This window comes from Hyphomicrobiaceae bacterium (assembly GCA_041397645.1).
GTDB lineage: Bacteria > Pseudomonadota > Alphaproteobacteria > Rhizobiales > Hyphomicrobiaceae > Hyphomicrobium_B.
Genome location: JAWKWE010000004.1, coordinates 1,151,297 through 1,173,858, shown reverse-complemented (window position 1 = coordinate 1,173,858; position 22,562 = coordinate 1,151,297). Strand labels below are relative to the sequence as shown.

22 protein-coding genes and 1 tRNA gene are annotated in these 22,562 nt (G+C 59.4%); 6 read left to right on the top strand and 17 right to left on the bottom strand.

Annotated features, from left to right (window positions below):
• Positions 1-36 precede the first annotated feature (36 nt).
• Both prmC and prfA read right to left on the bottom strand, forming a co-directional pair.
• On the bottom strand, positions 37-957 hold the full coding sequence (prmC, locus tag R3D51_05440) for a peptide chain release factor N(5)-glutamine methyltransferase (protein MEZ5898923.1): 921 nt from the start codon (positions 955-957) through the stop codon (positions 37-39).
• Positions 954-2,039 carry a peptide chain release factor 1 gene (gene prfA, locus R3D51_05435; GenBank protein MEZ5898922.1) on the bottom strand — a complete coding sequence of 362 codons (1,086 nt, stop codon included), beginning with the start codon at positions 2,037-2,039 and terminating at the stop codon, positions 954-956. The genes prmC and prfA overlap by 4 nt, the downstream gene beginning before the upstream one ends.
• Between prfA and R3D51_05430 the strand changes: the two genes are divergently transcribed.
• A complete protein-coding gene (locus tag R3D51_05430) occupies positions 2,038-2,199 on the top strand; it encodes a hypothetical protein (protein MEZ5898921.1) in 162 nt (53 codons plus the stop codon). The genes prfA and R3D51_05430 overlap by 2 nt on opposite strands.
• On the opposite strand, the gene R3D51_05425 is transcribed toward R3D51_05430, so the two are convergent.
• The 3 genes from R3D51_05425 to R3D51_05415 form a co-directional block, all read right to left on the bottom strand.
• Positions 2,181-2,948: a hypothetical protein gene (locus R3D51_05425; GenBank protein MEZ5898920.1), complete on the bottom strand. Its 768-nt coding sequence runs from the start codon at positions 2,946-2,948 to the stop codon at positions 2,181-2,183. The genes R3D51_05430 and R3D51_05425 overlap by 19 nt on opposite strands.
• Before the next feature lie 129 nt (positions 2,949-3,077).
• Entirely contained in the window at positions 3,078-5,372 is a 2,295-nt protein-coding gene (gene ptsP / locus R3D51_05420) for a phosphoenolpyruvate--protein phosphotransferase (GenBank protein ID MEZ5898919.1), read from the bottom strand.
• 92 nt (positions 5,373-5,464) lie between these two features.
• The gene (locus R3D51_05415) at positions 5,465-6,733 is read right to left on the bottom strand and encodes an aspartate kinase (protein MEZ5898918.1); all 1,269 of its coding nucleotides are present in this window, start codon (positions 6,731-6,733) and stop codon (positions 5,465-5,467) included.
• A gap of 277 nt (positions 6,734-7,010) precedes the next feature.
• On the opposite strand from R3D51_05415, the gene ubiG reads away from it, so the two are divergent.
• Together ubiG and R3D51_05405 are read left to right on the top strand one after the other, a co-directional pair.
• Positions 7,011-7,796 carry a bifunctional 2-polyprenyl-6-hydroxyphenol methylase/3-demethylubiquinol 3-O-methyltransferase UbiG gene (ubiG, locus tag R3D51_05410; GenBank protein MEZ5898917.1) on the top strand — a complete coding sequence of 262 codons (786 nt, stop codon included), beginning with the start codon at positions 7,011-7,013 and terminating at the stop codon, positions 7,794-7,796.
• Positions 7,797-7,816: 20 nt separating this feature from the next.
• Positions 7,817-8,173, top strand: a complete 357-nt coding sequence (locus R3D51_05405; protein ID MEZ5898916.1) for a winged helix-turn-helix domain-containing protein — start codon at positions 7,817-7,819, stop codon at positions 8,171-8,173.
• Between the two features lie 27 nt (positions 8,174-8,200).
• Here R3D51_05405 and modC read toward each other — a convergent pair whose 3' ends face one another.
• On the bottom strand, positions 8,201-8,869 hold the full coding sequence (modC, locus tag R3D51_05400; GenBank protein MEZ5898915.1) for a molybdenum ABC transporter ATP-binding protein: 669 nt from the start codon (positions 8,867-8,869) through the stop codon (positions 8,201-8,203).
• 13 nt (positions 8,870-8,882) lie between these two features.
• Positions 8,883-9,611: a molybdate ABC transporter permease subunit gene (gene modB, locus R3D51_05395; protein ID MEZ5898914.1), complete on the bottom strand. Its 729-nt coding sequence runs from the start codon at positions 9,609-9,611 to the stop codon at positions 8,883-8,885.
• Positions 9,612-9,847: 236 nt separating this feature from the next.
• Here modB and R3D51_05390 point away from each other — a divergent pair, with 236 nt between their 5' ends.
• Positions 9,848-10,303, top strand: coding sequence for a hypothetical protein (locus R3D51_05390; protein MEZ5898913.1), 456 nt, complete (start codon positions 9,848-9,850; stop codon positions 10,301-10,303).
• 159 nt (positions 10,304-10,462) lie between these two features.
• Positions 10,463-11,380, top strand: a complete 918-nt coding sequence (gene ppk2 / locus R3D51_05385) for a polyphosphate kinase 2 (GenBank protein MEZ5898912.1) — start codon at positions 10,463-10,465, stop codon at positions 11,378-11,380.
• 40 nt (positions 11,381-11,420) lie between these two features.
• Here ppk2 and R3D51_05380 read toward each other — a convergent pair whose 3' ends face one another.
• The 10 genes from R3D51_05380 to R3D51_05335 all read right to left on the bottom strand — a co-directional run bounded on the left by R3D51_05380 (position 11,421) and on the right by R3D51_05335 (position 20,857).
• Entirely contained in the window at positions 11,421-12,743 is a 1,323-nt protein-coding gene (locus tag R3D51_05380) for a BatD family protein (GenBank protein ID MEZ5898911.1), read from the bottom strand.
• Positions 12,740-13,387: a hypothetical protein gene (locus R3D51_05375; GenBank protein MEZ5898910.1), complete on the bottom strand. Its 648-nt coding sequence runs from the start codon at positions 13,385-13,387 to the stop codon at positions 12,740-12,742. Before R3D51_05375 ends, R3D51_05380 begins: the two co-directional genes overlap by 4 nt.
• Positions 13,384-14,298, bottom strand: a complete 915-nt coding sequence (locus tag R3D51_05370) for a VWA domain-containing protein (protein MEZ5898909.1) — start codon at positions 14,296-14,298, stop codon at positions 13,384-13,386. Before R3D51_05370 ends, R3D51_05375 begins: the two co-directional genes overlap by 4 nt.
• Positions 14,295-15,290 carry a VWA domain-containing protein gene (locus R3D51_05365; protein ID MEZ5898908.1) on the bottom strand — a complete coding sequence of 332 codons (996 nt, stop codon included), beginning with the start codon at positions 15,288-15,290 and terminating at the stop codon, positions 14,295-14,297. Before R3D51_05365 ends, R3D51_05370 begins: the two co-directional genes overlap by 4 nt.
• Positions 15,290-15,757, bottom strand: a complete 468-nt coding sequence (locus R3D51_05360; GenBank protein ID MEZ5898907.1) for a DUF4381 domain-containing protein — start codon at positions 15,755-15,757, stop codon at positions 15,290-15,292. The genes R3D51_05365 and R3D51_05360 overlap by 1 nt, the downstream gene beginning before the upstream one ends.
• A complete protein-coding gene (locus tag R3D51_05355) occupies positions 15,757-16,749 on the bottom strand; it encodes a DUF58 domain-containing protein (GenBank protein ID MEZ5898906.1) in 993 nt (330 codons plus the stop codon). Before R3D51_05355 ends, R3D51_05360 begins: the two co-directional genes overlap by 1 nt.
• Before the next feature lie 10 nt (positions 16,750-16,759).
• On the bottom strand, positions 16,760-17,731 hold the full coding sequence (locus R3D51_05350; protein ID MEZ5898905.1) for a MoxR family ATPase: 972 nt from the start codon (positions 17,729-17,731) through the stop codon (positions 16,760-16,762).
• 229 nt (positions 17,732-17,960) lie between these two features.
• Positions 17,961-19,505 carry an arylsulfatase gene (locus tag R3D51_05345; GenBank protein MEZ5898904.1) on the bottom strand — a complete coding sequence of 515 codons (1,545 nt, stop codon included), beginning with the start codon at positions 19,503-19,505 and terminating at the stop codon, positions 17,961-17,963.
• Between the two features lie 654 nt (positions 19,506-20,159).
• Positions 20,160-20,236, bottom strand: a tRNA-His gene (locus tag R3D51_05340).
• A 252-nt stretch (positions 20,237-20,488) separates the two neighbouring features.
• The gene (locus R3D51_05335; protein MEZ5898903.1) at positions 20,489-20,857 is read right to left on the bottom strand and encodes a phasin family protein; all 369 of its coding nucleotides are present in this window, start codon (positions 20,855-20,857) and stop codon (positions 20,489-20,491) included.
• 200 nt (positions 20,858-21,057) lie between these two features.
• On the opposite strand from R3D51_05335, the gene R3D51_05330 reads away from it, so the two are divergent.
• A complete protein-coding gene (locus tag R3D51_05330) occupies positions 21,058-22,533 on the top strand; it encodes a HAMP domain-containing sensor histidine kinase (GenBank protein ID MEZ5898902.1) in 1,476 nt (491 codons plus the stop codon).
• Positions 22,534-22,562: the final 29 nt, after the last annotated feature.

Here is a 22,562-nt window from a genome sequence, read left to right as displayed (position 1 = left end):
TATCGTGCGTCCATCCAACCATTTTCACGCTTTTGACTAAGAATGTCGCTCCACCGTGACACATCGGATATGCCCGCCCAAATCCTTCGAAAACCAACTTTCTATAGTGCCGGTACCCTGCAGTGCTCCTAGCAGAAGCAATCTTACATCGGCCGCCTGCCTGGCACCCACTTCGACACAGACCGCAATATTTCCACTCATCTTACTGATATGGCTTGATAATTTACGGTAAAATTTCAGCCCGTCGGGGCCGCCGTCAAGGGCTTCCTGTGGGTCATGTTCGCGAACGTCTCGGCTTAGACCCGCGATGTCTCCAGAAGGTATGTAGGGCGGATTTGAGACGACGATGTGAACCGGGCCCGTCACCCCCCACAGCATGTTTGTTTCCACAAGTTCTATGCGGTCCAGCACACCAAGCCTCTCAGCGTTGCGCCGCGCAACGGCAAGTGCCCGCGGACTGATGTCGGTTCCAACCCCCCGAGCCTCGGGAAGTTCCGCCATCAAGGTCAGAAGAATTGCTCCCGAGCCCACACCGACATCGACGATGCGAAGCTGGTTTTGCGCGCCCCCGATGGCCTTCGCCAGTTTGAGGACTTCATCAACAACGGTTTCCGTGTCCGGGCGAGGATCGAGAACGTCGGGAGTGACGATGAAATCGCGGCCATAGAAGCTGCGTTCGCCCAGGATGCGCGAGACCGGCTCGTGATCGAGCCGCCGGCGCGTGCCAGCTTCCAGGCGATCAATGTCCTCTTTGCTCAACGCAATATCGCGCGAGAGCACGATGTCTGAAGGCGAACGTTGCAGGATGCCCTGAAGCAAAAAACGCGCATCGGTCTCGGGTGTCTCGAAACCTGCGCGGGTGAATACTTTCGCCATGGCGCGATACGCGGTTTCAACCGTCGGGCCCAGATGGAGATCCACCGCCGATGACGAATCTGGTGGTGCGACCCGGCTCATTCCGCACCCAATTCGGCAAGCTGACTTGCCTGATGGTCTGTGATCAACGCGTCGATAAGTTCGTCGAGCGCATTGCCTTGCAGCACTTCGTCGAGATTGTAGAGTGTCAGGTTGATGCGATGATCGGTAACGCGCCCTTGCGGGAAATTATAGGTGCGGATTCGCTGCGAGCGATCGCCAGAACCAATCTGCTCTTTGCGGTGTTGCGAGCGCTCATTTGCCGCCTTATCTCGTTCCAGCTCATAGACGCGCGCCTTGAGCACCTGCATGGCCAGACGCCGGTTTTGATGCTGCGACTTCTCGGCGGAAACAACGATGATCCCCGTCGGCAAATGGGTAATACGGACCGCCGATTCCGTCTTGTTGACATGCTGTCCACCAGCACCGCCTGCGCGCATGGTATCGATGCGGATGTCTTCGGGCTTGATATCGAGTTCGACATCTTCGGCTTCGGGAAGCACCGCCACCGTGGCCGCTGAGGTGTGAATGCGACCACTCGCTTCCGTCGCAGGTACGCGCTGCACACGATGCACGCCGCTTTCAAACTTGAGCCGCGCGAACACGCCCTGACCAGACACGGACATCACGAGTTCCTTGTACCCACCAAGGTCATTCTCGGAAGCGGAAATGATCTCTGTCTTCCAACCCCTCAACTCCGCGTAGCGGGTGTACATGCGCGCGAGGTCGGCCGCGAACAGCGCCGCCTCGTCACCACCCGTGCCCGCGCGCACTTCGAGGATCGCGCTCCTCTCGTCCGCAGCATCTTTGGGCAGCAGCGCAATGCGCAGATCCTTGACGAGCTGTTCGATGCGCGGCTCAAGCTCGGCGCGCTCCGCATAGGCCATCTCGACCATATCCTTGTCGGCAGCCGGATCGGCGATCATCTGATTGATGCCCGCAAGTTCATCCTCCACCTTGCGCAGCGCTTGGATCTTGGTGACGACGGGCGACAGGTCGGAGAATTCCTTGTTGAGCTTAGCGTAGGCCGCCTGCGAAACGCCGCTGTTGAGCTCCTCTTGGATAACCATCCAACGCTCAATCAGACGTTCAAGTTTTTCGGTGGGAAGCGTCGAGGTGGACATGGTAGATCTGATTGCTGAGCCGCAGGCTTTGATCGGCCAGGGTGTGGTTGAAGAAGAGCCCAGAGGCTCGCGCCAGGAAAAGTACGGGCGCCGCGCCATGCAATGCCACCGTTTTGGACGGCAGGCCAGCCCCGTGATGCGCTATCGCTCGGGCTGGTGAAGGCGATCTGACCGGCGCGCACGCGGGTCGGTGACCTCAATCCACCTTAACCCCTCACGCTCGGGAGCAAAATGTACCGCCATAACGTCGTGGAGGTAGTGCGCTGCGCTGGTGAAGGGCCCGCGAACATGGGAAAGCGTCCCGGACAGCATGTTGGTGTTGAGCATCAACAGCGCAAGCCCTAGCGGCAGCGACAGTGCGTAAAACGTGCGAACCGGACGCTCACGAGCCTGATTCAAAGCCTCGATGGGCAGCCGCATGGCGGTCTCGGCAATGGCGTTGCGCATGTGGCGTAGATGTTCCGCCGACGCGTTAACCGCCGGGCGTGCAGCCTCCGCCTGGCGCGCGGTCTGCTGGCGCTGGTGAGCGTCCCGCACCAGAATTCCAAGAGCGGTGAGGACCGGACGCGCGTCGATGCCTGCCCACGCGGCATACGCCATCACGATGCGTTCCACCTCCGGCCACGCGGGAAGACGCGCCGCGTCCGCTTGCTCAAGCGCAGAGATCGCAGCCAACGATGTCCTTAAGGCGGTTGCCGCTTGGATCTGATCGACACCGATCGTGGAGCGAAGATCGCGAAAGAATCGGGCGACATCGGCGCGGATCTGAGCAGTTGCCTCACCCTCGGCGCGCACGCCTGCTGCGTACTGACCAGCCGTCTGACGAGCCGTATGAGGCAAAGGTCTGCCGCCGCCGACGGACACAACGCTACCACTACGGCTCCTCGCGATGTCGCGATGAGTACTCAACCGATTTAAAACCCCGAAATACGCTCCGCCCCAGCCCCCTGAGGCGGACACCCTGATGAATTCAATCTTGGGCAAATCCGTTGCGATGTCAAAGGGCGAGCACGGCTGCGGCAACGGTGCGCGCGAGCATCAATTTTCCACTTCAATGCCCAGCGATTCGGCGTATTTCACCAACTCCGCGCGCAAGTCGTCGGATCCGTTTTTCAACAGATTTTCGATCTTGTCTGTGACCTTTCCGACATCCATCGACAGGATGGTCGCTTTGACCGGGCCAACAGAGGCGGGCGCCATCGAGAGCGAACGGATGCCGAGCCCGATGAGAGCCAGGGCCTCAACCGGCCGTCCCGCCATCTCGCCGCACACGGTAACCGGAACGCGATGCTTCTTGGCTGCCTTGACGAGGGTGCGTAGAGCCCGCAAAGGCGCAGCCGCGAGCGAGTCGAACCGGCTCGCAACCCGAGCGTTTGTGCGGTCGGCGGCAAACAGGAACTGCAAAAGGTCGTTAGAACCAACCGAGATGAAATCAACCTGCGGAAGAAACTCATCAAGCTCATAGAGCAAGGATGGAACTTCCAGCATCGCGCCAACCAACAAACTGCTGGGTGGGCTATATCCATGCTTGCGGAGGAATTCGACCTCCTTTTCGATCAGAGCGCGAATGGGCGGCATTTCAGCCGCCGCCGTCACCATGGGAATCATGAGACGGAGTTCTTGTCCGGCAGCCGCCTTCATCATCGCACGCACTTGAACGCGGAACAGTTCGGGCCGGTCGATCGCCATACGGATCGCCCGCCATCCCATGGCCGGATTTTCTTCCTTGGGCTGGCGCAGATAATGGAGAACTTTATCGCCGCCAATGTCGAGGGTGCGAAACACAACGGGCTTGCCCTCGGCCTCGCGCAACACTGACTTGTAAAGTTGCGTCTGGCGGTCCAGCCGCGGAAACGCATCCGATAACATGAATTGCAGCTCGGTGCGGTATAGGCCAATACCGTCGGCTCCGCACTCGCGCAGATGGGGCATATCGACCAGCAGACCGGCATTCATGTTGAGCGAGATCCGCACGCCATCCTTGGTGACGGCGGGCCGGTCGCGCAACGCCATGTACCGCTTCTGTTTGCGGGCCCGGAAGCGAACCTTGTCGGAGTAGGCCGCGATGACTTCGCCAGTCGGCCGCAAATGAACCTCGCCCGAGACCGCATCGACGATGGCGGCATCGCCAGCATTGACCCGCTCGACGACCCCGGCCGCCTGACCGACCGCTGCAATCCCGAGTGCTTTGGCAACGACCGCAACGTGACTTTGCGACGAGCCGTCCTCGACGATGAGGCCGCGTAAGCGAGTGCGGTCGTAGTCGAGCAACTCTGCCGGTCCCATATTGCGAGCGACCAGAATGGTATCGCCGGGAAGGCTGGAAGGCTCGTCAGCACTGGTGATGCGCCCGGCCAGCACGCGCATCAGCCGGTCTGAGAGATCGTCAAGATCGCGCTGGCGCTCGCGCCAGTATGGATCATGCTGACGAAGCATACGGGTCCGCATGGCGTTTTGCACGCGCTCGACCGCTGCTTCCGCCGTCAAGCCGCCTTCCACCGCCTCCCGGAGCCGGCGGTGCCAGCTCTTGTCGTGCGCAAACATCCGGTAAGCTTCGAGCACCTCGCGATGCTCTCCGGCAAAAGCCAGATGCTCATGCTCGAACATATCGTCAATGTGCGCGACCAGCTTATCGAGGGCGCTATTCAGCCTCTCGATTTCAACGGAAGGATTGTCCGACATGAGCTGGGTGACAACGATGCGCGGCTCGTGCAGCACAACATGCCCCAAAGCAATTCCGTCGGACAGCGCTTCACCTTCGATCACCATCGGCTGCGAGCGTGAAAACTCAATGGCCGCACCCGTCCCGGCCACCGTTCCAGACATCAGGTTCTCGGCCACCACCATCGCGGTGGACTGCATCACCTCGACGTCTTCGTCAGAGTATTCCTTGGTCTTGCGGTTTTGGACAACGAGCACGCCGAGAACCTGGCCGGACCGCTCGATCGGCACAGCGAGCAAAGCGTGATAGATCTCCTCGTGCGTTTCGGGCCGGTAAGAGAACGCTGGATGGCTTGAGGCTTCGGGTTCGTTGACCGTGACGCCCAGCTCCGCGCAGCGTCCGGCCAAACCTTCGCCGCGCTTCAGCCGCGTGCGATGCACTGCCGCCGGGTTCAGCCCCTCGGTGGCGAACAACTCCAGAGAACCGTCCTGGCGCTTAAGGTAGATCGAGCAGACGTCCGCAACCATCACGCCCGCAATCTGGCGCACGATACGGTCGAGCTTGGCCTGGCCGGGTTCGTCGGCAGCCATGATCTCGCGCAGTCCACGCATGATGGCGCGCAGCGATGTCTCGCTGGGAAGTGGTCTGGGATCTTCGCGCCGCGTCACCATTGCGTTCGCCGCTCTTTTCCACGTGAAAACACGCGGGTCTTGTCCACCAAAGACAGCGGCCAGGCGGGGCTACTTCGCAGCCCGCCTCGCCTTTAGTCGCTGTCCAAACCATACGTCGAATGCAGAGTGCGCACGGCAAGCTCTGCATAGGCTGCATCTATCAATACGCTGATCTTAATCTCGGAAGTCGAGATTGCGTGAATATTGATGCCTTTATCCGACAGCGCCTTGAACATTTGTGAGGCGACGCCAGCATGACTGCGCATACCGATCCCGATGACCGAGATCTTGACGACATCATCGGAGCTCTTGACCTCAAACTCCCCAATGTCGGCCTTTGCCTTTTTGAGCACTTCAAGAGCACGTGGAAGCTCGGCAGCCTGGATAGTAAACGTCATGTCGGTCTGCTTGCCGTCGGGCGTCACATTCTGGACGATCATGTCGACGTTGATGTTGGCCTCCGCGAGGGGTCCGAAAATCCGCGCCGCAATCCCAGGCTTGTCGTCGACCTTGAGAACCGTGACCTTCGCCTCGTCCTTGGCGTAGGCAATGCCGCTCACAACCTGCTGTTCCACGATCTCATCCTCGTCACAAACGATTGTCCCGATGTCCTCGAGATTCTTCATATCGACAGCCCGCATCGCCTCGGGCTCCACGAAGCTTGAGAGCACGCGCGTTCTCACACGGTACACCATGGCAAGCTCCACCGAGCGTGTCTGCAGCACCTTGGAGCCGAGCGATGCCATCTCCAGCATCTCCTCGTAGGAGATTTTCGGCAAGCGGCGTGCCTTGGGAACAATGCGGGGATCCGTTGTATAGACGCCGTCAACGTCCGTATAAATGTCGCAGACGTCGGCTTTCAGCGCCACCGCCATTGCCACCGCACTCGTATCCGAACCGCCCCGGCCCAGCGTCGAAACCCGGTTGGTCTCCGGCTCGACGCCTTGGAAGCCGGTAACGACCGCAATCTCACCTGCATCGATCCGCTTTCTGATCTCATCGCCGGGGATGTCCATGATGCGCGCGGCGCCATGAGCCGAGCTTGTCTTGACCGGAATTTGCCAGCCGGTCCACGAGCGCGCCGTGTAGCCCATGTCCTGCAGCGTCAGGGCCAGCAAGCCCGCGGTTACTTGCTCGCCGGTCGCAACGACGGCGTCGTATTCGACCGGATCGTAAATCTTGTTGGGCGAGGCTTCCTTGACCCAGGCAACCAATTGGTTGGTCGCACCAGACATGGCAGAGACGACGACGGCCACCTTGTTGCCGGCGTCCACCTCGCGCTTGACGTGTTTGGCCACGTTGCGGATGCGCTCGATGTTGGCGACCGAGGTGCCGCCGAATTTCATCACTACAACAGCCATGCTACCTGTCGCTTCCCTGGACCTTACATTTCTGCCACCAGCGTCTTGCAGGTGGTACGCGAAAAAGCGCGACCGTACCCGCACCTTGGTCTTAAGGTGAACGCAAAGCCCACAAAATCATATGAGACGAGCGTTTCTTAACGGCTAGCGGCCCCCGCCGCAACAAGTCAAATGGGCCTTGAGCCACACCGCTTGACATTCCATCTCCATAGGTCCGCACTAGCTCTCCACTTGGGCCTGCCGACGGCCCTGGTCACGCCTCCGGAAGGATTCCTCGATGGCCCACCCCGACTATGACACGCAGCACGTACCTGACGAGGCGCTCAGGGGCGACCGGACGCTCGACGCCGAAGAAGTGGCGCGCTTTTCCCGGCTGGCAGCGGAGTGGTGGGATCCTGCGGGGAAATTCCGCCCGCTGCATCAGATCGGCCCACCCCGGCTCTCCTTCATCCGGGACCACGCCGTGGCGCATTTCTCGCGCGATGCGCGCAGCCTCAAGCCGCTGGCCGGACTTCGCGCGCTCGATATCGGCTGCGGCGGCGGCCTCATCGCCGAACCACTCGCCCGCATGGGAGCGTCCGTTACCGCTATTGATCCATCAGAGCGCAACATCGCAATCGCCAAGGGCCATGCCGAGCCGCAGGGGCTGGCGATCGACTATCGCGCGGTCCGCGTGGAGGATCTCGTCGCCAAAGGCGAAACATACGACCTCGTGACATGCCTGGAAGTCGTGGAGCACGTGCCGGATGTCGCGGTCTTCATCGCCGAATGCGCCAAGGTTGTTAGGCCGGGCGGCATTATTTTCCTATCGACAATCAATCGCACCATGAAAGCCTGGGCGCTTGCCATCGTGGGTGCGGAATACGTACTGCGCTGGCTGCCACGTGGCACTCACCAGTGGGAACGCTTCGTAACACCCGAGGAGTTGGGCTCACATTGTACCGCCGCAGGGCTGCGCGAGACACGTTTTGAAGGTATGACGTATAATCCGTTGCGCGACGTCTGGACCCGCGCTGCAGACACCGACGTCAACTACCTCGCCGTTGCCACAAAGCCCATTTGAGCGACCGGAGTTCTTAAGGGATGACACGCGTCATACTACGCATCGACTTCGACGAAGACCGCTACATCGGCCATGGCCGCATCGAGCTGCTGGAATTGATCGGCGAGTACGGTTCCATTGCACGCGCGGCCAAAGCGATGGGTATGTCGTACAAACGCGCTTGGTATTTGGCAGAAAGCATCAACAGTACGTTCCGCGAGCCGGTGGTGGCGCGACAGCACGGCGGCAAGGGTGGCGGCTCGGCCCACCTCACGCCTTTCGGCGAGAAGCTGGTGCGTGACTACCGCGCCATGGAAGCGCAAGCCCTAAAGACTTTCGCCAAACCTCTCGCGGCAATGGAGAAGCGACTTGGCGCGCGCAAGGATTTTCGCACCTGATCTCTTAATTGACGCCTGAAGGTCCACTCACGTTGGAAGAACGTCCTCAGGCGTCCCATGGGCTATGACGCGCCCTTTCTCCATCAAGACAACCTCGCCAGCCAATTGACGTACCTCGGCTGCCGAATGCGTCACATAAACGATGGGTATTTTGAACTCGTCACGCACCCTCCCGATCAGTTCCAGAATTTCGCGCTTGCGCGCGTCGTCCAAACTGGCAAGTGGCTCGTCGAGCAGGAGGATCTCGCTACCAGCAAGGAGCGCGCGTCCCAGTGCAACGCGCTGCTTTTCACCGCCCGAAAGCGCCGGCGCGCGACGCGATAGCAAAGGGGCAATCTGGAGCGTTTCGACAACCGCCTCGAAAGGAACGGCCCGACCTTCTCCTTGCGCAAAGCGCCGGCCGAACCGGAGATTTTGCTCCACACTCATATGGGGGAAGAGCTGCGCGTCTTGAAATACCAGACCAATGCGTCTGCGATGCTTGGGAACGAAGATCCCATTGGCGCTATCGACGACCACACGCTCATTGATTGCGATGCGGCCTTCGTCGGGCCGCACGATACCCGCAATCAGATGCAAGACTGTCGTCTTACCTGAACCTGAAGGACCGAACAGCGCCAACAGGTTGGCGTTGGAAGCAAACTTGGCATCAAGCGCAAAGCCATTCCGGCGCAGTCGTGCGTCGAAGTCGATCATGGACGGCCGCACCTCACCGCTCGAAGACCGAGATCCGCCGCTGCATCTGGCGGTTTAGAACTTCCGATAGCACCATGGCTGCAAGCGCGATGGCAACCGACACTCCCATCAGACGCAAAGCTTCACTCTCGGAGCCGGGAATTTGCGTGTAGGTATAAATTGCCGATGCGATCGTTTGCGTCTCGCCTGGGATGTTGGAAACGAAGGTGATGGTCGCGCCGAACTCGCCTAGCGCCTTGGCGAAGCCAAGAACCGTACCCGCCAGAACGCCCGGCACCGCCAGAGGCAACGTGATCAGGACAAACGTCCACCAGCCGTTGGCGCCGAGCGATCCCGCCGCATCCTCCAGCCGCCGGTCGATGCTCTCGAACGAAAGCCGGATGGCTCGCAGCATCAGCGGAAAGCCCATGATGGCAGCCGCCAGCGCCGCGCCTGTCCACCGGAAGGACAGTACAATGCCAAGGTTATCATAGAGCCAGGCGCCCACCGGGCCCTTCCGCCCGAACGTCAGCAGCAGCATATAGCCCGTCACGACAGGGGGAAGCACAAGTGGAAGGTGCAAGATGGCATCAAGCAATGTCTTGCCTGGAAAGTTATAACGGGCGAGCAGATAGGCAAACGCTATCGCGAAGGGCAATGAGGCAAGCGTCGCGACGATGGCGACCCTCAGACTGAGCTCAATAGCAATCAAATCGTTTGGAGATATGGTGCACCTACCGCTCTGATTGCCGAAGAACGACATGCTCAGATCCAGATACTCAGATCCAGCAACATGGCGAGCCCCAATATTTCCGGTAAGAAATATTGCATGTCAAGGTCATGGGCAGAGCCATAAGACCCGTTGGCTGGCCGAAATTCCTGATTCTACGTGCCACCGCGAGGCCGGTGCGACCCCAAGACACCAGACAAGACACGGGAACTGAAAGCACCTAGGGTGGCTGGTTAACGCACCCAACGCAACAACTACGGCTCAAGCCGATGAGCAAACAAATCGCAGACCAGCCACGTTGGCCGGCCAGTCCACGCAAGCTCCGCGAGCCTGAGATCCAGGAACTCATCGTCAAGGGAGATCCGTTTTGGCGCGCATTGGCCATTGATGTCGTAACAAGCACAGATCGCTGGCATCAATCGGGCAGAATTCGGATCAATGCGCTCCGAGCTTTGCGACGACGGCTGTGTTGCGGAGAGATATCGGCGGCGGAGCAGTCCGAGCTTCACGAGGCGATAGACCTTGGCATTTTGCGGATGTTGGATTCAGGTGTCGGCGAGGAGTTTCGGGCGCTGGCCAACGTTGCACGCACGGCCGCGACCCCAAAACTGATTGCAGCTTTAGAAGATCGGGTCCGCACGTCGCCAAGTCGTCCCCATCGCATCAACGCGCAGCGGTTGCTCGACCGCATAGCAGGCAAGCCTTATCGCCCGTACGGCAGCTGAATAGGGCGGTCTGCCACTTGTGTCCCTGATTTCATCTAACTGTCACACTGGCGGTTGAGAACGCTCAACTGGCATCAAAATCAGCATAAGCGGGTCGCGAAGATCGGCAGCGAACTTCCCGGCCGCCTGCTCACACATGAAGCTAGGAAAGCGAACCCTATGACAGATCACGATCCCGAGAAGCTTTCAGACCGCATCCGTGCAGAGATTCAAGACAGCTTCGATGAAGAACTTGAGCTGGAATTGGAGGACGACACCGCCGGTCGCGCACTCGAAGACGCGATTGAGCATCCCGAGATCACAGGGCTGGAGCGCACTAGCTACTTCAAGGAGCTGTTCAGACTTCAAAGGGAACTCGTGCAGCTCCAAGATTGGGTCGTCAGCCAGAAGCTCAAGGTCGTCGTCATCTTCGAGGGCCGCGATGCTGCCGGCAAAGGCGGCGCCATCAAGCGCATCACGCAGCGGCTTAATCCGCGCGTTTGTCGCGTTGCAGCCCTTCCCGCTCCGAGCGAGCGCGAAAGATCGCAATGGTACTTCCAACGCTATGCGGCGCATCTTCCCGCAGCCGGCGAAATCGTTTTGTTCGATCGCAGCTGGTACAATCGCGCCGGTGTCGAGCGCGTCATGGGCTTTTGCACCGAAGACGACGTCGAAGAATTCTTCCGCGCCGTTCCAGACTTCGAGCGGATGCTCGTACGATCCGGCATCAAGCTCATAAAGTACTGGTTCTCGATCACCGACGACGAGCAGAACTTCCGCTTTCAAATGCGTATCCACGATCCGCTGAAGCAATGGAAGCTCTCGCCGATGGATTTGGAATCACGCCGCCGCTGGGAGCAATACACCAAGGCCAAGGAAGATATGTTGGAGCGCACCCACATCCCGGAAGCGCCGTGGTGGGTCGTCAACGCCGTCGACAAGAAGAAAGCCCGATTGAACTGTATCAGCCACCTCTTGAGGCAGATCCCTTATAAGCCAGTGGCGCGCGATGAAATTTCGCTGCCTGCCCGCGTCCACTCCCCCGACTACGTGCGCGATCCCGTGCCCGTCGAAATGTATGTGCCGGAAGTTTATTGAGGGATTTCGGTCGTCCGGACCGCGATTTTGCAACCAAGCATCAAACCGACGCGAGCGGGCTGACTTGCGGATTGAGGGGCGGCAATTTCGACGGCGCGACAGGATGAGACTGCGTGCGCCGGATACCTTCGAGCGTCTCGATGAAGGTGTTTGATTGGTCGGCCGTCCAGGCCTTCGTGGGCCCTGAAAAGAGCGCGGCATCGAGCGAAGCGGCTGCTTCTTGCGCGCGGTCTGCTTGCTCGGGCCTCAAATGCCGCCGCCATGCCGCCAACGCGCTGTAGACAGCTTGAGCCTCTCCACCGGCGCAAGCGTTGCGTAGGTCGTTAAAGGCCTCCTGTTCGGCGTATGCGGGGCTTTCTCGCCAGTTGCGCGACAGCCGCGCAGCGCCGATTGCGGCAAGAACGAGCAAAGCGGCTATCGCCGCAACGCGCGCAAGTCTTGCGAGATCGCTTGAAAGCGAATGTGCTTCCCCCGCAGGCGCCCCGCCCGTCGCAGCAGCCGTCACATCGACCGACACCCCGTCTGCCTGCGCGGTCTTCACCTTGCCCGAACCAAGCTCCCACCATGGCTGAACGACGGCTGGCAACTCAAAGTGCCCACCCCGCTCGAACACGTAGGTTACGCGATCGACACGCTGCCCCTTGAGATCACCACGATCGACATGATCGTTGATGTCGGGCGGATCCACATAGACGCGCACGCCTTCAGGCGCGGAAAATGTGAGGTCGCGCATGGCGAGACCCGGGACATCCTCGGCCGAGCGTGAAATGGTGCGCACAAGAGCGTCACCCGCCTTGTACGATTGTTTCGGATCGGGATCCCATTGCTGGGAGAGCGTGAGGTTGCGCGTTGCGACCACAGGCTGGCTTGGATCGATGCCGGGTGGCACCCGGACATCGAAGCTGACAGCCTTGCCGTCGATCGTCTTGATAACGTCGCCGTCGCGGTTCAGCAGCGTAATAGTCGCAGGAGGTATCTCGAAATTGCCGCCCCGGCGCGCAAACAACGCAAACTCAAAACGCTGTCCGATGTAGCTTTGGCCATCGATGCGCTCGCTCATCGTCGTGCCTTGGGTTTCGAAGCGGAACGCCTGCAGCCCAGCAACCTCCGACAAAGTCACCCGCGGCGGCCGTGGCATATCGTTGAGAAACAGAATATCGACCCTCAAAACGACATGCTGGCCGACCACGGCTCCTGTGGCAGGTTCCAGGCTTTCGCGTACCACCACATCTTGAGGCGCTACTGAGGCAGGCGCAGGGGAAGTCGGCGCAGCAGGCGTTGCAGCCGCAGGTGCCGTCTTCTCCTGAGCGGAAAGTGGCGGCGCTGAAAACAGCAACAGCGCGAGGGGCAGAAGCCATCTCATGGCTGCGCCTCCGGTTTAGGTTCTTTCCCCTTCTCTTGCGCTTCCAATTGATAGCCAAAGCGCGAGCGCAAAAAATCTGCTGGCTTTGTCTGCACGCGCTTCAGCCAAAGTGCGCGCACGGCTTTGTCGTCCATGCCACCGGTCGTTTGCGTTTCCTGGCCGCCAGGCTTCTTCGCGTCCTTGTCGAATACGATCTCGTCGGCACCCAAACGCTGATCGCCCTGGTCTCCGCCGGGGGCCTTCACGCGCTCAGCCCGCACACGGGCAATTTCCCGATTAGCTTTCGCCTGTGGCCAATCGGGCTTTAATGCAAGGGCACGGTCATAGCGGCCAATTGCATCCTCGTATTGGCCCATCATCACCAGTGCATTTCCGTGATTGAACGCCCCTTCCGCGGTATCGATACCGGCAAAAGATTGCTCCGCGCCTTTGAAATCGGCGGCGCGCATCTGAGCCACACCGCGCCACATCGGATTGACAAAGGCTTTGGCGGCCTCTGCGTAGCGATCATGTTCGAACAGATAGCGGCCACGTTGATCCGGGCTTGCCCACATCCGCTGCCAGCCCACAAACCAAGTGCCAATACCAATCGCTAACACAAAGACGACCGCAAGGATGGCAAACGCGCGCGTGATGGATGTCATGCCAGCACCCATCCGCGACGGAACCAGTAGAGCACCAGCAGCACGATGAGCGGCACGAGCCACAAACCCGATTCCTCCCAACGCGGCGACTCTCCGCGCGAAGCAGGCGGCGGCCCCGCATTGGCAAGCCTCTTCGCGAGCGCGTCGACATCGCTAGTATCAATGGTTGGCGCGAGCAGATCCGCGCCAAGCGTGCGCGCGGCATCGCGCAATGCCGGATCAGCAATGGCTTGCTCGGCAGGTAACATGGCGAAAAGCGTCACCGGCGCTTCGCCTTCGGGTCGTGCCGAAAGTACGGGCGCCGCATCGGCAAATACGACGATTGATCCGCCTTGTTTGGCTTCGGCCATCGTTTCTTGTGCCAGCTTCACCGCATCGCCCAGAGCATCTCCCTGACGGGGCATAACGTCGGGCGCAAGCGCATTGGCCATGGTGCTCACCACCGATGCATCCGGCGTCGGAGGCATCACAAGGTGAGCAGAACCTGCGTAAGCGATAAGACCGGTCGGCGCGCCTTCGCGAAGCGTCAAAAGGTCGGAGATCTTCTGACGCGCGCGGTCGAGACGGGTCGGCGCGAGATCTCGGCCCTGCATAGAGGGCGTAACCTTCACAACAAACATGGCCGGGCGGGAAGCTTGTGCGAAGGGCGATGGCACCTGCCTCAAGGTCGGGCCAGAGACCGCTGCGATCGCCAGAAACCAACCAGCGAGAAGCAGATCGGCCGGCCCGAACCGATTGCGGCCGTCACCCGATACGGTCAGAGCCTCAAGAAGAGAGCTGTCCATTACCGCGCGCCAACCGGCACGGCCGTCGGCCGCGCGACGTTGCAACCACCACAACCCAACAGCTGGAATAACGAGCAGCAACCACCAGGGGCGCAGGAAGTGGAAGGCTGCGAGCACGTCTATCATGTCGCCTCCTGCACTTGAGCATGGCGTGGCCAGCGGACCAGCCTGAGCGCCTGGACGAACAAAGTAAGTAGCAGGAGCGCCGCGAGCGGTATCCAGTACAGCTCGACGCGTGGCTGGAAAGAAACCGTCTCGACTTTTCGGGTCTCGATCTCGTCGAGCTTTGTGTAAATGCCGGCAAGCTCTTTGCGATCCAGCGCGTGGTAATAGCCCCCGCCAGTAACGCTGGCGACATCCTTGAGCGCGGCTTCATCGAGCTTCTCTTCGCCGACCGCACTGGGATCGCCGACCGCTACAGTATGAATGACGATGCCGTTGTCCTTTGCGATGCGCGCAGCCTCAGCCGGCGGCACACTGCTCGCCGTATCGTTGCCGTCGGTCAGCGCAATCATGGTTTTGGCGGGAGCGGTTGAGGCCGCAAAATGATTGATGCCCAGACCGATTGCGTCACCAAAGACGGTACGTGGGCCCGCCATGCCCACTTGCATTTCGCCGAGCATCTGGCGCGCAAGCTTCAAGTCGGTCGTGAATGGCACCAGGACGTAGGCAGCGTTCCCGAACACGATAATGCCAACCCTGTCGCCCTCTCGCCGCGACAGGAAATCGTCCAACACCTGCTTCACAGCCGTCAGCCGGTTGACCGTCTTGCCAGAGGCGTCGGTGAAGTCGGCGGTATCCATCGAGCCGGAGAGATCCACCAGCAGAAGAAGATCTCGAGCTGGCTTATCATGGTGGATCGGCGGCAAAACCCACTGCGGACGCATCACCGCGAGCACCGCCAGCAGCCAACACACGGCAAGCACGAGCAAGCGCCACAGATCGCGCCGTCCGATGCTCGCTCCCTGGCGAATTTCTGCTCCGCTAAGCCGCGCCAGATCGCGGAAGAACGGCACGCGAACCGCCGTGCTGCGACGTTCGTAGGCTGGCAACAAATAGAAGACCAGCAGCGGAAGCGGTGCGATAAGCGCCAGCCAGGGATATGCAAAAGACAGCATTACCCGGCCTCCACACGATGGTTCCTAACCCAATCCTGGGCAACAGCCAGAACTCTGTCGCCATCTCGCAACTGGCCGCTGTAAGGAGCGGTCACCAGCTGAGCAGCCGGACTTTCTGTAAAATCATGCGTCGCGCCTGCGCCGTCGAGAAAGGAAAGCCATGCCGATCCTGAAAGACGCGCTACGTCGGTGCGAGGGTACGAAACGAGCGCGACACGTTTCAAAATTGCGGAGATCTTCGCGGCACTCTCTGGATCGGTAGCCGGTGATAGTGCTGAAAGTTCCGCGAGGGCCGCACGACGGTAAGCGTTGCGCCGATAGCGGAGCACGGCGGCGAGACTAAGGATCAGCAGAGATATAAGGAATGCAGCCCCGACGATCCACCAGCCCGGAGCAGGTGGCCACCACGGTACGGGCGCTGTCTGCACGACGTCGGCAAGTTGCGAGAGATCGGCTCGATCATCCATCACGCCACACCCGCTTTGTGGCCAGGCTTGAGGGATCTTGCCATGCGGCGACCAAGAAGCTCCCGGAATTGTTCCGTGGTGTCGCGCGTCGTCGTGAGCGGAAGTACCGGGATGGTCCGCTTGCGCGAAAAGCTCTCGACCGCTGCGCGTCTCTCTTTGAAGTTCGCCGCAAACTTACTGCGCAAGCTGCTTGAAGAACTGTCGACTTCAAGCTGTTCTTGAGCATAAGCAACGACCATACGGCCGATGTCGGGCAAACTCTCTTCCAAAGGATCGGACACGAAGACGGTCAGCGCATCGTTGTGAGCGGTTACTTTCGTCACCAAGCGCATCGTTTCGGGATTCGCACCCGCTGCATCGGTAATCATCACAAGCAGCCCGTCATGCGGCAACAGCCGCAATGCGCGCTCAATTGCTGCGTTCAACAAGCTGGGATCGGTGGGGCGCGGATCATCGCCGCGAAGCTGCGTGTTGTGTCTCACGATGGCATCAAACAGCGGCCCGATAGCAGCTTGACGCGAACGCGGAACAATCTCGTCCAAGCCACTTTCCGAAAAGACGATGCCGCCGATGCGATCGCCAAGGGACGTAACCCGCCAAGCCGAAAGCGCGGCCGCCTCTGCAGCCACAACGGACTTCATAGCTCTCCTGCTGCCGAAGAACATGCTGAGCCGCTGGTCCACGAGCAGGATTACGCGGCGATCACGTTCCTCTGTGTAGACTCGCAACTGCGGCGCTCCGGTTCGCGCAGTGGAAGGCCAATCGATGGCGCGAACATCGTCGCCCTCATAGTACGGCCGCAGTTCCTCAAATTCGAGCCCGCGCCCACGCAACCGCGAAGCATGTCGGCCAGCTAGGAGGGAATGCACAGGCTGTTTAGGGAGAAAACTAAAGCCCTTCGCCCGATGTTTCAGACGCAAAAGCGCATCCATCGTGACGTAAACACCCGCATCCCGGACGTCAGTAGCGCTGTTGCGAGGCTCCTGCGCCATATCAGCCTCCTCAAATGGCGACCGCCACCTGACGGATCAATTCGTCAATGACGTCATCCGAGCTCTTACCATCCGCGGTGGCCTCGTAAGACAGAGACACACGATGGCGCAAGCAGTCGTGCGCAACCGCCTGGACGTCCTCAGGCGTTACATAGTCCCGACCATGCAACCACGCATACGCACGCGAAGTCCGATCAAGCGCGAGCGTCCCGCGCGGACTTGCCCCGATGCTGATCCAGTTCTTGAGTTCGTCTCCGAATTCGGCTGGCCGCCGGCTCGCGGCGATGAGGGCGACCATATAGTTCTCAACCGCTTCAACCAATTTCACCGCGTGGATTTCATCACGGGCGGCGAAGATCTCGGACTGAGGGATTTTGGGCGGAGGCCCTCCTTCGGAGCCACCCTCTTCGCCTCGCACAAGTCGCAGCACTTTCACTTCGTCGGCGTCGCTGGGATGGGTAATGCGCACATGCATAAGAAAACGGTCCATCTGCGCTTCCGGGAGTGGATAAGTCCCCTCCTGCTCGATCGGGTTTTGCGTCGCGAGCACCATGAAGAGATCGGGCAACTTGTAGGTGGTGCCCGATACGGTCACCTGCCGCTCTTCCATCGCCTCAAGCAAGGCCGACTGCACTTTTGCAGGCGCACGGTTGATTTCGTCGGCCAGTACGAGATTTCCGAAAATGGGACCCTGGCGAAATTCGAACTTGCCTTCGCCTTGCCCCTCTGCGCGGTAGATCTCACCGCCGGTAACGTCGGATGGCAACAGATCGGGCGTGAATTGGATGCGACTAAAATCGCTTTCAATCGCTTTGGAAAGGCTTCGGATGGCGCGCGTTTTTGCCAACCCGGGCAATCCCTCCAACAGCACGTTGCCGTTGGCAAGAAGCGCAATGATGAGCCTCTCGACGACCTTCTCTTGACCGACAATGGAGCTGTTTACGCGCTTTTGAATCTCGAGAACGGAATCACGTGGTGACATGGGAGTCTTCTTTGAACGCTAAAGAACTTTCGATAGACCATTTATGTGCGCAAGCGACGAATAAGCAAGAATGTTATGCGCTTCGCATCGCGATAGTTTTGTTCTGAGAAAGTTGCTCGGAACGTGAGGCCTTGGACGTCACATGACCAAACAAAAAATGCAGCCAGCTATGCCGGCTGCATTTTCTTTTATTGCAGTCGCTGAGCGGGGCGACCGCTCAGCTCGAAGCCTAATTCTTTTGCGGCGTCATGACGGCTTCCATCGCACGGTCGAGATTGAAGCTGCCAGGCTTTTGACGCGGCGGGAACTCTTTAAAGCTCTCAAGCCACTTGGACATGAAGGCACCAGCAGGAGCCATCATAAACATATGGTCCACGAACCAACGCTGGTAGCCCATAGCGTGCTCGACCTCTGCGCGCTCGAACGGATCCATACGCAGGTTGGCCAAAATGGGTGCGCGAAGGGGTACAAACGGATCCACCCACACACGCAGACCATGCGCCTTCTGCTCAAGGAAGGTCAGCTTCCAGTTGTTGTAGCGCAAAGCCGCAACGTTGCCGTCATCCGTCCAATAGATGAACTCGTGACGGGGCCACTCACCCTCGCCCTTGAATGCGGGCAGGAGATTATAGCCGTCGAGATGCACCTTGTAGGTCATGTCGCCGAGCTTGCGGCCCTTCAACAGATCTTCCTTGATGGTGGTGTCGCCTGCAGCAGCGAGCAAGGTGGTGAACATATCCTCGTGCGCGCCGATGTCGTTGATGACGGTACCCGGCTTTATCACGCCCGGCCATTTGATGAGGGTAGGAACGCGATAGCCGCCTTCCCAGTTGGTGTTCTTTTCACCGCGGAACATCGTGGTGCCGCCATCGGGCCAAGTGAACGTCTCAGCACCGTTATCGGTGGAGTACATCACGATGGTATTGTCTTCGATACCCAGCTCTTTGACCTTAGCCAGCACCTGACCGACGTGACCGTCGTGCTCGACCATGCCGTCGGCGTAAATGCCAAGGCCGGTCTTACCGTCGGACTCGGGCCGCAAGTGCGTGAAGATGTGCATGCGGGTGGAGTTCCACCAGACGAAGAACGGCTTGTCGGCCTTCTTCGCACGCTCCATGAAATCAAGCGCCTTGACGGTGACTTCCTCATCGATCGTTTCCATGCGCTTGCGCGTCAGCGGCCCCGTATCGGTGATACGACCGTCAGCGAAGCTATGGATCACGCCGCGCGGTCCGAACTTCTTCTTGAATTCGGGATCCTTCGGATAATCAGGATTTTCCGGCTCTTCCTCGGCATTGAGATGGTAGAGGTTGCCGAAGAACTCATCGAAGCCGTGGTTCGTGGGAAGCATGTCGTCCCGATCGCCAAGATGGTTCTTGCCGAACTGGCCGGTCATATAACCAAGCGCCTTGAGCGCAGTTGCGATGGTGGGATCTTCTTTCTTCATGCCTTCCGGCGCACCGGGCAGACCGACTTTCGTCAGGCCGGTGCGGATGGGCGATTGTCCCGTGATGAAAGCAGCGCGACCGGCGGTGCAGCTTTGCTGGCCATACCAATCGGTGAACAGCGCACCCTCGTTGGCAATGCTGTCGATGTTGGGCGTCTTATAGCCCATCATGCCGCGGTTATAGGCACTGATGTTGAACTGACCGATATCATCGCCCCAAATGACGAGAATATTGGGCTTCTTGGCAGCCTGCGCAAATGCGCCTGTACTCAAGGCGACAGCAAACGCACAGAAACTCACCGCCGCAAATAATTTTCGCAGCTGCATGATCTGAGAACCTCCACTTTACAAAAAATTCTGATGGGCCCGGACAATAGGCATGAGCGGACGGGCTTAGCAACCGTTCTTATCTCGTCCATGACAGGGAGAAGGATCCTTGTCCGAAAAACATAATTGCCCAATTGGAAAATCTGGAGCGTCATCGTTCAAGGCGCGCGGAGACCGTCGATCAGAAGCAACTTTCGTATGCGTCTACGGGAATTAGTCCCTGGCGAACTTTTGGACTGCATCAGTCACCTCTTCAGCCAACTGCCCGATGACTTCAGTTCTTTCGCTGCTCTCTAAAACGGCGATGCCGTTTTGGAGCTGCGGTCGCAAGCTCTCAGCTATTTCAAAATGCACTTCTTGATGACGTCCAAACCTCGGAACTTGTGCGCACGATATCGGCGCAGCAGCTCAGGAGAAAACATGAATTGTGCGCCGCCTTTGAGATATCAGTCGCATAGTGGGTACGAAACTGCTGCAACATCACCGGCGTCATCACGAACCGCTCAAGATCCGAGATGAAGAACTGTTTGTGCGACGGGCTCTGGGACCCTGGGCAGCGTCATCCTGGGGCCCGGCTAAGGCATCTCACCCCGGCCTCACAAACCAGCGAAACTCACGCAGAAAAAATATCGGAAAAAGCGTGGAGTTTTAAAATGGTACCGCCTCCCCGAATTGAACGGGGGACCTCTAGATCCACAATCTAGCGCTCTAACCATCTGAGCTAAGGCGGCACGTCGGCGTCAAGGCGTGTGCCCGAAGGCCAACATCACCATGCGCGGCGCCCGTGTTTGGCAGCGCGGCCGAGCGCCTTAAAAGGCGCTTTGGGGCACGGTCGTCAAGTGAAAAACGAGCCGCGCGGGGCGTCCAGCTCGACAAAGCGTCCGCAGGCGCGATCACGGAGATAAATCCGGCCGCATTGAGCTAACATTTTGTCGCAACCAATCCCCAGGCCAGCCGACTGAGGGTAGGCTTTGCAAGAGAGCTCAAGGCTGGCTCTTGTGGGCAGCCCCGCTCATCAAACGGGTGATTTCTTGCGCTTGCTTGGAGTAGGTCTCAAGCTGACTTTGCGCATAACGCGACTGGGTCTCAAGGTACTCCTTAAGGTCGCGGGCGCGGGCCAGTTCTGAGGCGAAGCGGAAATTAGATTCGATGTTGGCTTGAGCAAATTCCAACGATTTGGCCTGGATCTCCATTGCGCTTTGCGCCATCGCGCCTTGCGATTTGGCGACCGCCTCCTGCGATTTGCGCATCAGTGTCAGCACTTGATCGTAAGCTTGGCGAACCTGGGCGACGTTGCGCTCGGCTAGTTCACGGACGGCGGCCGGGATCTCGAATTGCGGCTTGTCATACATGGCCTTCTTCTACTCCTGCTGCGTTTGTGGACCGCTGGCGGCCATTTGAGCGCTGCCAAGCTGGACCATGCACCAGCTACTATAGCGATGGTTACGGCGCTCAGGGACTAAATTAACAAGCCTCATCAAAGCCGCGCCCAGTGTTGAAGTCAGATGCTAATATTTGTAGACAACATACCGGTTAAACTAGATTTTTTACCATGAGCAATGAGACATCTGCAGCCGAGTTCGCAAGCCGCGTTGCAGAAAACGCCGCCGAGCCTTGGTGCGCGGCACTGCAAGACGCCTCCGAAGCTGCATTCGTTGTGGATCCCGCGCTGTCACGCATAGAAGGTGCGAACGAAAGCGCGCGACGCCTGTTAGGCTTGCACGGTGCGCCGGTGAATTTTCCTATCGCACTCGATGCCGCGATGCCCGCCGTACGCAGGCTTCGCGCCTTGAGCGTGTTGGGTGAGGAGGATCCCGACAGGACAAAGCGGGATACTGATCAGCAGCCAGCGCTGGATGGTGAAGAGGTACTGATTTTGTGGTGCGCCGGGCGGCTGGTAAGCCTGCCCGCAAAGGTGACAAGGACGAGCATGAACGACGGCCGCCCCGTAATGCTAATCAATGCCACCTCTGAAGATCTCGCATCGCCCGAGGCCGCCACGAGCACGAACACAGCACTAAGCCCCATCCCTCCGATTCCCGCGCGGCTGCGACAGCCAGAATCAAGCGAAACGATCTCTGCCTCTATCACGGCTGCCATTGAACCCGTTACGAACGAGCCGCCAGCCGGACGGCCACGCACCCTGACGGACGACAGCGAGACATTGCGCGAAATCGCCCGCCGAATTCGCGAAGGGGGCAGCGCGCGCACGATTTCACCAACAGCTTCACCCACCGCCTCGCTTGAGAGCAAATCCGCTGAGCCCGCGCAATATGGCCAGCCGGAGATGCCGATTCCGCCGCCAATACCAAATGGCGCCGATACCGCGCCGCCCCGTTCGCAGCGTGGGTCTCATCACACCCTCGACCCACGCCAGCTTTCAAAGATCGCCCACGAACTTAAAACGCCACTCAGCGCCATCGTCGCCGCGGCAGAAATCATGCGCGACGAACAGTTGGGCCCGATGGGGAATGCGCGCTATCTCGGATATGCTTCCGACATTCATGAAAGTGCGCGTCACGCGCTCGATGTCATCAACGCGATGCTGACGGGCACGCACAACGAGATACGCAAATCCGAGCGGGTCGATCTCGCAGGTCTGGCGGACATCACGGTGTCGGCAATGCTGCCCTTGGCGCGCGCAAATAACATCACGCTTCTTTCCGATCGTGAGGAAGGGGCGCTTTACGTCACAGGCGACGCGACGACAATCCGCCAGATCATTTTCAATCTCGTCAGCAATGCCTTGAAATTCACGCCTGCCGGCGGAGACGTGCGGGTCGCGACTGGCTACCTCGACAATGGAACGCCGTTTCTCGTCGTCCGCGACACCGGCCAGGGCATGAGCGAGGACGAGATCACAGCCGCGTTCTTCGAGCGCGACAGCTTTGGCGTGCCCCGGGCTGGAGGCGGGTACGGAATTGGCCTTCCCCTGGTGCGGCGATTGGCGGAAGCAATGTCGGCTACCGTCGACGTTGATAGCGCACCGGGAAAAGGGACTGCCGTCCTCATCACCTTCCCATCTTGAAGCACATCGAGCGCGCTTACGGATCCGCC